Source organism: Bariatricus sp. HCP28S3_A7 (assembly GCF_052066375.1).
Lineage (GTDB): Bacteria > Bacillota > Clostridia > Lachnospirales > Lachnospiraceae > Allocoprococcus.
Genome location: NZ_JBQHSG010000017.1, coordinates 17,158 through 32,584, shown reverse-complemented (window position 1 = coordinate 32,584; position 15,427 = coordinate 17,158). Strand labels below are relative to the sequence as shown.

At 43.3% G+C, this 15,427-nt stretch carries 5 protein-coding genes; all 5 read right to left on the bottom strand.

The window, feature by feature from the left end; genetic code table 11:
- Positions 1 to 42: 42 nt before the first annotated feature.
- The 5 genes from ACTNA4_RS11470 to ACTNA4_RS11450 all read right to left on the bottom strand — a co-directional run bounded on the left by ACTNA4_RS11470 (position 43) and on the right by ACTNA4_RS11450 (position 15,376).
- Entirely contained in the window at positions 43 to 7,374 is a 7,332-nt protein-coding gene (locus ACTNA4_RS11470) for a DEAD/DEAH box helicase family protein (RefSeq protein ID WP_441030140.1), read from the bottom strand.
- Positions 7,375 to 7,377: 3 nt separating this feature from the next.
- Positions 7,378 to 7,686, bottom strand: coding sequence for a hypothetical protein (locus ACTNA4_RS11465; protein WP_026648905.1), 309 nt, complete (start codon positions 7,684 to 7,686; stop codon positions 7,378 to 7,380).
- A 73-nt stretch (positions 7,687 to 7,759) separates the two neighbouring features.
- The gene (locus tag ACTNA4_RS11460; protein WP_026648906.1) at positions 7,760 to 8,860 is read right to left on the bottom strand and encodes a DUF5688 family protein; all 1,101 of its coding nucleotides are present in this window, start codon (positions 8,858 to 8,860) and stop codon (positions 7,760 to 7,762) included.
- A 6-nt stretch (positions 8,861 to 8,866) separates the two neighbouring features.
- The gene (locus ACTNA4_RS11455) at positions 8,867 to 9,007 is read right to left on the bottom strand and encodes a hypothetical protein (RefSeq protein ID WP_164651566.1); all 141 of its coding nucleotides are present in this window, start codon (positions 9,005 to 9,007) and stop codon (positions 8,867 to 8,869) included.
- A gap of 72 nt (positions 9,008 to 9,079) precedes the next feature.
- Positions 9,080 to 15,376 (bottom strand): SpaA isopeptide-forming pilin-related protein, encoded by a 6,297-nt coding sequence (locus ACTNA4_RS11450; RefSeq protein ID WP_062808214.1) that lies wholly within the window; start codon positions 15,374 to 15,376, stop codon positions 9,080 to 9,082.
- Positions 15,377 to 15,427: the final 51 nt, after the last annotated feature.

Here is a 15,427-nt window from a genome sequence, read left to right as displayed (position 1 = left end):
AGAACATTCTTTCTACCAAATTATGCCATCTTTCCTGTTTTCTTATTCCAGACCGAAGTCCCTTTTTCTATCTTCCCTGCCATTCTCGCTTTCCCGCTGGCTTTTTTCTTTATAAATCTGCAATTTCTCATGGATAGAACCACGTGCCGGTCGTTCTTCTTTCTCTTTCGATTCTGACTGCTCTGCTTCTGTGTCTTCCCGTTCATCCATATTAAGAAGGGCATTTAGTTCTGACAGTCGCTCCAGTTTCTGGTTCAGTTCCTCTTCTTTTGTGAATGGCTTTCCAACTTCCTCTTTGGCATTTGTAAGCTGCTCCTGTACCGTTTCCAATCGTTGCTCCGCTTCTGCCAGTTTCTCCGGATAGCTTTCCAGAAGATTATTGATACGGGTGATATTTCCCAGGGCATCTGCTCCCAGATGAACTTTCGATACCGATTCATGCTTCACAGACAGGATAAACTCCTTACTCCAGCTGTCGAACTGGATTCTCATGTTGAATCCCTGATAGTTTCCGATATCCATTGCTGCATCGACTGCTTTCATGTCCTTGCAGACTGCCAGTAGTGCCGCTCCTGCTTCTTTCTTTTCTGTAAATACTTTGCCGCTGATCTCCATGGAAAACTGTTCTGGATCTGTGATTTTATGCTCCTGATAATGGGCAATATCCGCTTTGTAGCTATCAATAGTCTCGGTCAATTTTGCAATCTGCTGTGGAAAATTTCTTGCAATATCATCTTCCAGACGGTACTGGTTATTCATGTGATTGGCTTTTAAAAGTTTCAGTTTTGCCACATCCACGTCCAGTGCCATCTTTTCTTTTACTGCCGGATTTCCAGTTGCCAGTGCCTTAACCTCTGCATAGGACAGTGCCGCTTCGTCCACATCTTCGCAGCTTCTGACCGGTGCTTTGCTCGTCATAATCTGGGAGATGAACTTCTGTTTATTTTCGATCAACTGCCACATGTAGCTGTCGAAGGTGGATTCTGTCACATACCGAAAGATATGAACCTTTTTATTGTGATTTCCCTGCCGGATGATACGTCCTTCCCTCTGCTCCAGATCAGACGGTTTCCAGCCAATATCCAGATGATGCAGAGCAATCAGACGATCCTGCACGTTGGTACCGGCACCCATCTTTGCTGTTGAACCAATCAAAAAACGAACCTGCCCAGATTTTACTTTTCCAAACAGCTCCGTCTTCTTTGCTTCGGTATTTGCATCATGAATGAATGCAATTTCTTTTTCCGGTACACCTTTCGCCATCAGCTTCTGTTTCAAGTCATCGTAAACATTGAAACTGCCATCGCCTTTCGGTGTGCTCAAGTCACAAAAAATGATCTGCGCCGATTTCTGTACAACTGTATCTTTCCAGATTTCATAGCTTTTTTCTGCACAGACCGACACTTTACTGCCCGGATCGTCTGGCAATAGTTCATTGACCAATCGCTGATCCAGTGCCAGTTTTCTTCCGTCATTGGTAATTTTCAGCATATTGTCTACACTAGCATCTACGCCACCGTTTCTTACCACTTCCGCACGCTCTCCTAGGCTTGCTACGATTTCTTTCTGCTGTTCTGTTGGTTTCAATACTACAGTTTCGTATTCCGCTTCCGGTACTGGAAGATTCAACTGATCCGAAGTCTTGATATCTGCAATCTCCTTGAACATATTCATCAGTTCCGGGATATTATAGAATCTGGCGAATCTGGATTTTGCTCGGTATCCGGTTCCTTCCGGTGCAAGTTCAATGCTGGTCACAACCTCTCCAAACGTGGATGCCCAGGAATCAAATAATCCCAAGCCCATATTCTGTAATTTGCTGTTCTGCAGATATCTCTGCATGACATAAAGTTCCGTCATGCTGTTGCTGATCGGTGTGCCCGTTGCAAAGGTAATGCCTTTTCCACCGGTAATCTCATCCAGATACTGACATTTATTAAACATATCTGCTGATTTCTGTGCTTCGTTCTGGGCAATTCCGGCTACATTTCTCATTTTTGTATAAAGGAACGCATTTTTATAACTGTGTGCCTCGTCTACATACAGATGATCCACTCCCAGTTCTTCAAAGGTAACTACATTATCCTTTTTCTCTTTCTGATTCAGCTTCTCCAGTCTTGTCATCAGCGTTTTTCTGGTCTTTTCAATCTGCTTTACCGTATAGCGGCCGCCATCCTGCTCATATCTTGCACTCTGGATTGCGATTTCCAGATCGTCAATCTGCTTCCGCAGCATGGCTTCCTGCCTCTCATCAGAGATTGGGATACGCTCAAACTGGGAATGACCGATGATAATCGCATCATAGTTTCCCATAGCGATTCTGGCACAGAACTTTTTCCGGTTCGCCGGTTCAAAATCTTTCTTGGTTGCCACCAGGATATTGGCTCCCGGATATAACTGCAGGGACTCGGCTCCCCACTGCTCTGTCAGATGGTTCGGCACGACAAATAGATTCTTTTGTGATAATCCCAGACGTTTGCTCTCCATTGCAGCCGCTACCATCTCGTAGGTCTTCCCAGCTCCTACTACATGAGCCAGAAGCACATTATCCCCGTAAAGCTGATGTGCGACAGCATTTTTCTGATGTGGGCGAAGTTCAATTTCCGGGTTCATTCCTGGGAAAGTCAGATGACTGCCATCGTATTCACGGGGACGGATACTGTTAAACCGTTCATTATAAACTCTTACCAGTCTTTCACGTCTCTGTTGATCTTTGAAAATCCAATCCTTAAATGCTGCTTTCATGGCATCCTGTTTCTGTGATGCCAGCATAGTTTCTTTTTTATTGAGGACACGAATCTCATCCCCATTTTCATTGACACTCTTATCATAGATACGAACATCTTTCAGATTCAGTGTATCTTCCAGAATCCGGTAAGCATTTGCCCTCTCGGTTCCATACGTTGCATAGGCAAACGCATTTCTTGGACTGTCTGCATTTTTCCCGGTAATCCGCCACTCACCATTCACCTCAGAATATTTTACCTGTATCTCCTTCTGTGCAAGATACCACGGAGTATGAAGCAGTTCCCTCATAAAGTCCTGATAATCCGATGGTTCAATCCAGGTTGCCCCAATCCTTACTTCGATTTCAGATGCTTCCAGTTCTCTTGGCTGAACTGCTTCCAATGCACGGACATTCGGTGTGAATTCCGGGTGATTCTCTGCAAAGGTTCTTGCTGTGTTTAACTTCTCCCTGACATTTCCAGATAAATACTCATCTCCACTCTCCCACTGGTCTGTCAGTGGGTTCTTAAATATAACTCCAACCAGTTCCTCCGTGATTTTTTCTTCTGTCTTTCCTGTCAGCTGTGCCATATAGGACAGATCCACCTTTGCTCTTTCATTCAATGATAATGCTAAGGCTTCTGTCGCAGTTTCCACACTGGTTACCGCCACTGCCTTTTTGATGGTTCGTTTCGTAAACATGTCTGCTTTTCGCTTCAATGTTCCATCTTCGTTCAGGTCTTCCAGAGAACACAACAGACAATAAGAAGCGTCATCAGAAAACGCCCGCTTGTTTGCATTACTTCCGATGACTCCATACTTTGCTGTGTAAGCATCATATACTTGATTCAATTTCTCCTGCTGTTTGTGAATTTCTTCATCTGTTACGGATTCTTCCATCTGCATGGCAATCAGTTCACGCACCGTGTCTCGGATCTCCACCATACCTTTTACACGTTCTGCAGTAGCGGCAGGCATCTTTACCTGATTCATCAGAGAGTTAACACGGTAATATACCTGATCATCTACAACCGCATAACTGTAATTACGAACATTCGGATCTGCCGGGATACTCTCTGGTACATCATCCAGTTCTGCATCCACATCAACTGCAGGTGCCATATTTCCATGAATATTCCTGACAGCTTCTGCAAGCTGGACTTCAAGATCAGCACCTTCTATCGGCATACAGGTTGTTTCCATACCATACGGACCGGATACCTCTTTCATCTCACCCAGAATCATTTCCGGATGGTCTGCAAAATACTGATTGACCGTAATTCCATTGGCATCACTTCCAAGATTCACCCACTCCGGCATCTCTTTTGTCATGCTGTCACGCTTCTGGAAGAATAAAATATCTGCACTGACTTCCGTTCCTGCATTTGCTTTGAATGCTGTGTTCGGCAGGCGGATGGCTCCAAGGAGATCGGCACGTTCTGCCAGATACTTTCGGACTTCCGGTGATGCTTTATCCATGGTTCCTTTTGTTGTGATCAAAGCTGCCACACCACCCGGACGCAACTGGTCGATTGTCTTTGCCAGAAAATAATCGTGAATCATAAAATTATAGCGGTCATATTGCCTGTCATTCACTTTATAAGCTCCAAATGGCACATTTCCGATTGCCACATCGAAGAAATCATTCGGATAATCTGTCTTCTCAAAACCTTTAATCTGGATATTGGCATCTGGGTAAAGCAGTTTTGCAATTCTACCGCTGATACTGTCCAGTTCCACACCATAGAGTTTTGACTGGTTCAGCTTCTCAGGAAGCATTCCAAAGAAGTTACCAACACCCATGGATGGCTCCAGGATATTTCCTTTTGTAAATCCCAGATTTTCCAACGCCTGATACATACTTTCAATCACGATTGGCTGTGTGTAATGGGCATTTAAGGTAGAAGCTCTGGCTGCTGCATATTCTTCCGGTGTAAGGACTGTCTTTAATTCCAGATATTCCGTCTCCCATGCGGATTTTGTTTCATCGAAAGCATCAGCAAGACCTCCCCAGCCTACATATCGGGATAAAATCTCCTGTTCGTCTGGTGTGGCATTGCGGTTTTCTTCCTCGCATTTCTTTAAAAGCTGGATTGCCATGATATTAGCACGGAACTTTTCCTTTGGTGTTCCCTGTCCCAGTTCATCATCTGTGATATGGAAGTTTGTTGCTGGAATATCAGACTGTTCTGGTGTTATATCTTCCTTTTTTTCTGCATCTTCTACTGCTTCCGGTTGTGTCTCAACTTCCGACGGTTCCTGATTTTCCTCTCGTATTTCCTGCTGATCAGAGCCTTCCTGCTCCACTTCCAAAGCCTGCTGAGCTCCTTCCAGATCCGCCTGTCTCTGTGCTTCCTGCCGTTCTTCATACTTTTCCAGTTCTTCCGGTGATAAGAAATCATCGGTGCGAATCAGCTGACGGACACGTTCTGCAACCTTATTCCACTTTAATAGAACTTCTACATCTGGACTGCCAATCTTCCCTTTCGCAAGTTTTAATCCTTTCGCATCATGGGAAGCATCGGATTCATACGCTCCCGGTATCCCAGGTGCTGCTCCACCTGTACCATACTCATTTTTCAGAAACTCAGCTGCATCCTTTATATCGTGATGTTCCATGAAATACTCATAGATCCGATTCCGTCCTCCGGCAGTGATCCCGCCTCTTCTAAGGACTGCATCTATCTCATCCTGTGTGATAAAGGAAAGGGCCGGACGTTCGACCGTAAATTTCTGGTCTACCCAGGAACGCTCCCTCTGGAGATCCTGAAAACGCTGGAAATATTCCGGATTATGCTGAATCTCCCACCTGCGATAATCTTCTGGATTCTCATCCATATCTTTCTGCAGCCATTCAAAGCGATGGGCAATTGCATCTGCTTCCGCTGAATCTGTCCAAGCTTCCCGCACGACATCCTGCCAATCCGAATATGATTGCTGCTCCTCCCGGTTTCTGCTGGTATCCCGAAAATGGAGTGCAAGAAGATTGGTCATTTCTTCCTGCTCCTGTTCAATGGCGTTATTGGAAATCAGATTATCCACGTAACTTCTATCCTCATACATATCCCGGATTCTGTCCGCCGCTTCTTCCCACGTAACCATGCGATCAAAGTTTCTTCTGGCGGAATCTCCCCGTCGGATACGGATACCATCATTGTCATACCAGATACTGATTTTCTGTCCATCTATGGTAAATCCTTTTCCACCTGTTTCATATTCCTCCTTCAGGAAGTTCTGCATTTCTTCATTATCCAGACCTTCAATCAGTCTTGCCGTAATATGAAACAGTGTATTTTTCTGTCCACTTCCCGTGCGGAGAATATCATCTACTACTTCATCAGAAATAAGAAAAGCGGCTGGCTGTTCTAATGCAGCTACCGCTTTCCTTATTTCTCCTAACTGTTCCTCTTCTGTCGGGAACAGACTTAATTGTAAATAATCTCCTGAATTACCAGTTCCTCTGCCTGTGCTTTGATCTGGTTCATGTGTCTGGTCCATGCCATCCCGTCTGCCATTTTGTCCGGTGCCGGGTTTTTCTCCAGAAGTTCTGACATCAGGTTGTCTACTCTCTGCCTTGCCTGGCTGTCGATTTCCATCAGATGACTGTCCAGACGGTTCTGTAAGGTCAGAATGTTGAATCTGGCTACTTTGTGGTTTCTCAGATACTCTTTCCTCATCAATCCGTACTTCCCGATCGTTCCTCTCGTCTCCTCCAGACTGATATCCGGAATCTGGTACTCTCCATTCTGGCTGTAAGTGATCTCTCTCATGCTCTGTTTCCTCCTTATTTTCTCCTCTATCTTCTGTGTTCCTTGTTTTGCTTTCACGAATTAACGTGTTAAATTCATTATAAGCTACTTCTTTTTCTTTTGCAACCGTTTTCAGATCTTTTTCCAAGTCATTCAACACATATCGTCCAATCTGCATCAATACCGGTCTGCTGATCTCATTCACAGAACTTCCAAGGTGTCCAATAACCTTTAACTGGTTAAAATCTGTAATATGACGAAAATCCTCTGCATCAAGATATTCCTGCACATCCAGTCCGCATCGGTTCAGTAACACATACCAGACACTGTTTGTCATCAGTTCCCGGAACTCCACTTTCTGATTCTGTTCATCCAGATCTTCCAGAAAAGTGCCGGCTACATCCATTTGCAGTTCGTCGAAAGCATCCGGCAACCAGGCCTGCACACTTTCTTCTGCCGCCTGGTGAAGAACCTCTGCTAATCCTCCCTCTGTTGCTTCCAGTGCCAGCCGCTCCTGCAGATAATCTGCCACCAGTTGTTCTCCTTCTGGATTAAGATTCCATAACTGCGGATCTCTGCCCAGATTTTTTACCTTATAAGTATCCTGCACATCAAAAACATATCGGAGTTTCGTTTTTGGTCCGGATGTGTTATCTATCAGGGCAATTCCTTTAGAACCCTTTTTAATCCATCGGTACATCTTCTGGTTCCAGATTTCCATGGATGCCACGGCTGTTGCTCCCGGACGCTGTGCATAGATCAAGAGCTGTTCCGGAAAAGTGTACCGGTACAGCCTGGATGCAGTATTTAGAAACCGCATCCATTCCTGCGGATTGGCAGCAACATCCTTTGCCACTTCCTCCGTCAGAAGTTCCATTACATATAATTTATTTGCCATCTGTTACTCCCTTTCTTCTTCCCACTTTTCTTCTACAACATCGGCAATCCGTTCCATTGCCCTTGTCATAGAAGGAAAATTACTACTGTTACTTGCTTTTCCAATCTGATCAATAAGAAATTCCGGCATATCTGCAAGTGCTCCGGCAATCATAGCCTTTACCCGGATATCCTCCAGCATAAGAAGCTCTTTTACACCAAATTCTTCACCAAATACATCCTGATATCTCCGTAAGTCATCCAAAAGATATTCCGGTTTTAAATCTCTATCCATTTCCTTTCTTTTATCATCACCATATAAACACCAGTCCATATTCTTTTCTCCTCCATCTTCATAAAATTAGGGACTGCTCACACAGTCCCCTCAAAATCATCGTTATTTCTCGTTATAATACTGAGGCAAGGTCTTTCGCCCTATTCTTTGGGATTGTATCTGTCCCTTTTGCTTTGATCTCCGCCTTGGCTTTCTCCAGTTTTCCATGGATTCCACCTTTTGCTTCTGTTCTCCCAGTTGCTTTTTCTGCTGCTTTTTCTTTCTCCAGACGTGCTTCCCTGCGTTCGGCATTTTCCATAACTGCTGTCTTTCCATCACAGAACTGAACCTTATCCGAAAGCTGTTCCTGCCTCTCTACCTGCGTCTCATTGACTTCCTGTACCATGGCATTTAATTCCGGTACTTCAAACATTCCGTTATCAGGAAGAATCAGCACCTCATGAATTGAAGAGGGAAGAACAAAATAATCACTTCCCAGGCATTCACCGATCTGCTTACGAATATCTTCCTGCAGTAACAGTGATGCACCATTCATTTTTTGTGCATTTGAAAGACAGAACATTGGATTTTCCATTGCTTCAACATTCAGTTTTTCATTCAAAAGATTTTCTGCTTCTTCACCAAAAATCATGGATTTTATCATTTCATTCATGTCCATCAAAACAACACCACGATTTCTGTCTGCCGCCACTGCATCTGCCTGGATTTGTTCTGCTGTCACACCCCATTCATTCATAAGATTGACAGTAACCGGAATACTACCAATTCCTCCCTCGTTTTCTTCCACATTCACTGCGTAATATGCTGCAAAATCTCCATGTTCGGTAACAACTTTATCAGCCAGGCGTTCTTCATTCCATTCCCGGTCACAGATTCTCACCTGTAATTTGTCCTTCATTTTTTCATAATCCAAAATATCCGGAAGACCCATATTGATAAATGCCGCTTTGTCCTGCACTTCAATACGCATATCTGCCACATCACCCACACAGGAATCCAGATTTTTTCCATTGACATATTCCATATAAAGAGAATCCAGATATACCATCGGCACAGCTCTTTGATCACCCTGTGGAATTGAAATGCCAGTCAACCTTAATCCATTATTTTTTGCAACTTCTTCAATACGGATTTCTCCATTCTGATATGAATCCGGCAAATAGTCTTTTACATTATCTTTGACATATTCATAAAATTCTTTTCTGTTCATCATACGCTTTTACCCCTTTCTGATCATGTGATGGTTCATTCTTTTCCTGCTGACCATCTGCTCGGCTTTTTTCTGATAAGCCATCATTCTTTTTAAAGTTCTCTCCTGGTTCTTTCTTGCTTCCTGTCTCTTTTCCATTGTTTTCATCATATTTTTCTGTCCCTTTCTGTGAATTTTTGTATTTTAAAGGGAGCCCTGATTCAGGGCCCCCTTTACTGAGGATTACTGTTTTCTGATTTTCTTTCTGCTGATATAAAGTCCTGCCATGCCTCCGGCAGAGATAAGCAGAAGCAGAATCGGCAGCCAGATATTTGTGTTATCTCCTGTCTTCGGTGCATCTGATACCTTCGTCTCTTCATGGGACTGCGGCACATCTGGTGTGCTTGGTGTTTCCGGAACTTCCGGTTTCTCATTTGTCAGATTGAAAGTAACTTCTACAACCGGCGTACTGTCGTCTGCGTAGGCAAATGTCACTTCATGCTTGGTCTGATCCAGTGTGTATCCATCCAGTGTTTTTGTCTCCACCAGATAATACTTGATTGCTGTATCATATTTGCCGTTCTTGAATGCGGCAATCTCATACAGCTTACTCTCGGCATGACCGGCAGCATCTGTTTTTAAGGTTTCCAGGACCTTTCCTTTGCTGTCACGGAATTCAAATTCTACTCCTTTCAGCGGTTCCCCAGATGATTTATCTGTCTTATTGAGAATGACTTTTCCCTTGGCAGTATCATCTTTCATAACCACTTTCTGGATTTCTCCAGTATCCTTCACCTCAAATGTCACATCCGATGTCAGAAGATATCCTTTTGGTGCCTGTTCCTCTCGTAAGGTGTATCTACCAATTGGCAGTTTTTCAATATAGTGTGCCTCCTCTGTGGAAGTCCAGCTCTCTACTACCTGATCGTCCTTATCAAGAATCGTTAGTTTTGCACCAGGAATCTCTGTATCTCCTGTGATATCTGTCTTGCTGATCTGAACCTTGGTCACATCATCTTTCATCTCATGCTTCTGAATCTCAGCTGTATTCTCAACCGTAAAGGTAATGCTCTCTGCAGTAACATATCCGTCTGCCGGTTTTGTTTCCGTCATGGTATACTCATTACCTACAACAAGTTCTTTGATCACATGAGATTCTTCTGTAGAAGTCCATTCATCCACAACATTTCCATCTGCATCCGTCACTTTCAGGTGTGCACCTGGAAGTTCTTTGCCTGTGGTCAGGTCTGTTTTTGTCAGTTCCACTGTGGTCGGCTGATTTTCAAACGTAAAATCATAGCTTACTTCTGCCTGATCTTCTCCGGCATATTCAAAGGTAAACTCCTGCACTTCTTCCGTTGTCACAAATCCGTCCGGTGCACTGTTCTCTTTTACATAATATTTTCCATCTACTGGAAGATCTGCCGCAAAAGTGATCTGTCCTTTCTCATCGGTTGCTTTCTGCTCGATGAGGGAATCTTTCTCAAGCAACACATCTCCGTTTACATTTTTGATATCTTCACTGGTATAAAGGCCGAAGACGCCGCCTGCAAGAACACGGTCTGTATCTTTTTCTTTCTTCAGAACAGTAACCTTTACTTTCTGACGGGTATTCTGCCATTTTTCATCATAAGTGATTACCGGTGTGTCCTGATCACGGTAGGAAAGATCAACATATCTCGGTTCTCCATCCAATACATAGCCATGGGCAGTTTTAACTTCTTTCACATAGTATTTGCCTGCCGGGAGATTATCCATCTGTGCAATACCATTGGAATCTGTAGTAATAGTTCCTACTTTTTCATCTGCTTTGTAATAATCTTTGCTGACACCATCTGCCGCTTTGATATCTTCCGCAGCAAATACATCGAAAGTCACATCTGTAAGGCTTCCGGTTACATATTCGAAGAGATGCTCCACAGTGCCTTTTACATTGTCCAGAAGTGTCACTTTATCCAAAAATTCTCCATTTTTGTTGATGATTAAAAGTCCTGTCGGCACTTCATCTTTCATCTCTACCTTCTGAATCTCTGCGGTATCTTCCAGTGTGAACTTCACATCCGTTGCTTTCAGATATCCATACGGTGCGATTTCTTCACGAAGGGTATATTCCTCCCCAACGGTCAGTCGTTTAATCACATGTGGCTGGTCTTTTACAGAAGTCCACTGATCTACGACATTCCCCTCTCTATCAAGAACGGTGAGTTTTGCTCCATCCAGTTCCACACCTGTTGTCACATCTGATTTTGTAATTTCAACCGTTGTCGGCTGATTCTTCTTCACTGTTTTCAGTTTTACTGTCTTCACGTCCTGTCCCTGATAAGAAGCATCCAGATTCAGAACTTCATCGGAAGAAACGAATCCTGCCGGTGCCTTTAACTCTTTTACATAATACTGTCCGAGTGGCAGATCCAGCGTACAGGAAGCAATTCCATCTTTATCAGAAGTCATTTCCTGTAACAGGGTATCAGCGTTGACAATGACTTTGCCTTCTGCTTTGATATCATCTTTGTTATAAATGCCAAAGACTGCACCTTCTACCGTTGCTCCGTTTTCTGCATCCTGTTTTTCTACCTGGATTGCAACTTTCTGTCTGTCATCACCAACAGTCACTTCCTGTTCGATCACAGGTGTATCCTGATCTGCATAGACAAATGCTACATCCGATCTGTCATGGTTCAGAACAAATCCTTCCGGTGCTGTTTTTTCTACCACATAGTAAGAACCAAGCGGCAGGTTATCTGCAACTGCTTTTCCGTCTTCCCCGGTCGTTACCGTTGTTACCAGAGCATCTTTTGCATAAATCAGCTGTCTGTTTCCATTTTCATCTTTCTGATAATCCGGTGTGTAGATATTTTCCGCTGCATAGACGTTAAACTCTGCACCTTTCAGATATTTTTCTTCATAAACAAAATCCTTTTTGAATCCACTCAGCATCTCACCTTTTTTATAGATCGTCAGCTTTCCTTTTACCGGATGATTCTCGTAATCAACTGTGATAATGGCATCGCCGCTTTCTGAATCCATCTGATAAGCAGTGTTTGCATCAACAGCAATCTCCATATAATTCTTGTTGATTGTGTACCCTTCCGGTGCGTTGACTTCCTCAATCCGGTAATGTCCGATTTTCAGGTTCTTTGGCATGATCAGATAACCCTGACTGTCTGTAAAATAGGACTTGTGTGTGGTTGTCACAGGATAAGTAGTTACCTGCTCCACATATTTTTTGTTATCCAGGTCATATACCTTAAATTCTGTTCCTGCAATCAGGACTGATTTCTTTGTTTCATCGTCTTTTTTCACAATTTTCAATTTTGCCTTGAACTCTTTGTCCAGAAGCACACGCCAGATCTGTGGCTCATTCGGATGGTTCTCTGTGATATTCACTTCAAAATCATCGACTGGCTTGTAATTGTGTGGTGTTGTTGTTTCACGGACAATATAGCTTCCAAATGGTAATGGAATACTGCAGGCATAACCTTTTTCATCTGTAAAAATCTCAGTAGCTCCGTTTTCTCCACTCACTACTGGTTTAGCAGAATCAAAATCATAGCTTCCATCTGCTTTCTTTGTAAGGGAAGATTTCAGATAAACTGTAAATCCGGCTCCGGATAACAGATCTGCATCGGTCTTTCCATTGTTGGCTGCTTTGATAATCTGGAACGGCTGCTTGATCACCTGTTCACTGGAAATGCATTCTCTTTTTACTTCTGCAGTCATATCACCTTCATAACTACATTCAAGATCATGTTCTTCTGTATCTGCCAGGTATCCGGTCGGTGGTGTGATCTCCTTGACGTAATATTTGCCAAGATATAAGCCATCTACAGAAGCCTGTCCTTTTTCATCCGTTGTAAGAGAAGCCACCTGTTCCCCTGCTTTATAAATCACACCGGTTGCTCCATCCGGATGCACGATATCTTCACGGGCATATAATCCGTAGACTGCACCTTTCAGTGTTGCATCGCCCTGCGGAACGGCTTTTCCTGTTTCTTTATCAACTTTGAATAAATTGATTTTTGCTGTCACACGGTCATTGCTGAAGGTATGGGCGAAAGATACGGTTGCTTCTTTATCATTGGTGTAAGAGAACTTGAACGTATACACGTCTTCTGTATTTCTTACATAGCCTTCTGGTGCCTGGTCTTCTTTTACGGAATAGGAATGATTGATAGGCAGATCTGCTGTGAATTTTGCCTTTCCATCCTCACCGGTAGTGGCTTTCTCAATCAGGGTGCCTTTCTTTACAACAACTACACCATCTGCATTTTTGATATCGTCTGCCGCATACAGGGCGAAAATACCACCTTCCAGCGGTTTCTTTGTATCTTTATCCTGTTTTACTACAGTGACTTCTGCTTTCTGACGCTCATTGTTGAAGGTGACATCCGCAAATACAACTTCTTTATTCTGTCCGGCATAAGTCAGCGTCACTGTCTTTTCTTCGCCGCCATTATAGAAGTTGTCCGGTGCTTTTGCTTCTTTTACCACATAAGTTCCTAGATGGAGATTCTTCAGGGTAACAGAGCCATTCTCACCTGTTGTCAGATTTTCTTTCACCAGATCACCTTTGCTGTACACTTTTGTACCATACGCAGTCACAATATCTGCTCCGGCATACACGTTGTAAACAGCATTTTTTTGTCTGCGGTTCTCATAATGGAATACGGTTCCACTCTCACTGACTTCTGCTCCGGTAAGCACCTGACCTTCTTTATAAACAGTAAGCTCTGCAAGCTGCTCCTTATTTTCCACGGTTACAGCTGAGGTCTTACTTGCTACCAGTTTTACATTTGTTGCCGTTGCATTTACTACATATCCCTGTGGTGCTGTGATTTCTTTCAGATAAACGGTATCCTGTGTCTTGATAATCGTAACAGAGGATTTTCCATTCTTATCTGTTGCAGGCATCTGAGTGATCAGCTTTGTACAAGCCTCATCGCTGTAAACGCCAAATACTGCACCTGCAAGATTGACATTCGCTGTATCGTCTTTCTTTACGATTTCGATCGTAGCCTGTTCAATCCATGAGACCTTTAAGCTTACATATTTTTCATCAGCAACACCTTCTCCAAATACAAATGCCAGATCCTGAACACTTGCATTCGTAGTCAATTTATATGCTGAATAATCTTTTGTAATACTTCCCTTCATTTTTGCAGAAAAAGTATCACTTACATCTCTTGTCTGTGTCAGAGGAGCTGAGAGATAAAACGTGGTTCCTCCTCCAATTGTTACGCTTGCACCTGCCGCACTTACGGTTCCAGTAGATACATTATGGAGCTTTACTCCTTTTGGTAAGTCCATTGTGATTTTCTGCTGGGAAGATGCGTTGAACTTAATGTTCTCCGTTCTCTGAACATTTCTATCTACATAAGCTTTTACATCCGGCTTTGAAAATGACATCGCTACATCTGGTATTTCCGGCTTATTCACACAATAATTATAGAGTTCTTTTGCCAAAGCCTCTCCTGTAGCATTGGTTCCGTAAAATGCATCACTGCTTCCGTTGGCATATGATGCAGCCATGTGAATGATGATGAATCTTTTTCCTTCTGAAAAATCCGTGTGTTTATTCGCAAAAAAGCTTTCGCTCCCTGCGGCATCTGTGCCGTAATAACACACTTTTGCTAACGCCTGATTGTCTCCAATCTTTGTAATTGTATAATTTCCAGATCCAGGTCCTGGCTTAGCTGGCTGTACACAATACGCAATTGCTCTGACGTTTCCGTAGCTGATATAGTACGGCTCTGTCAGATAGGTTCCAAGATTATAATCTGCATATCTATACAGTGGTCCTTTTTCAATTGTTACCTGCTGTGTACTTCTTGCTGAATAAGCTGAAACTGCTTCAAATGTTGCAATCTCTCCCTCTTCCATAGCATCAAGATCCACACCTTCGTCTCCTGCCTGTTCCAAAACATCATGAAGCTCTAACCCTGATTCTTCATCATAGGTATCCTGATTCTGTGCCTGCTCTACTAAATCATCAAATTCATCAGCGTCAATATCGGTAATCTCCGAGTCTGCTTCTGAATCCTCCGCTTCCTCTGTCTGCTGTTCACTGCCAGCGGTTTCTGATTCGGTCACTGCTTCACTCCCTGCAGTTTCAGTCTGAGCTTCTGTTGCTTTCTCACGCACAATCAGTTTTCGGCTGATCTGGTACTTCGGATGCTCTTGATTTACCGGTTCCACATAATAGACCGCTTTGTAAGTGTCCGCATGATCTGTCGTAAAATCCTCATCCTTGTCATTCTTTGCTTCCTCAAATGTGACTTTGACCTTGTTATCATCCTTGATTTCCAGTCCCGTGTAATCTGATTTCACATCAAATACACTGCCTGTTTCAATTTCATAATCTTTGGCAGTCACCACCTCATCTTCATCCAGAAGGTCTTTCACTTCCTCATAAAGTGGAGGTTTTTCCTCTGGCTGGATCTCCGCTGCATATGCCGTCATCGGAGACAGCACTGTACTAAGCATTGTCATGCCTGCCAGCAAGCCAGATACTACTTTTCTAAAATTACCTTTTTTCTTCATGCTAAGGTCCTCTCTTTCATATATTTGTATTAAAACAGACAGTCCTTAGAC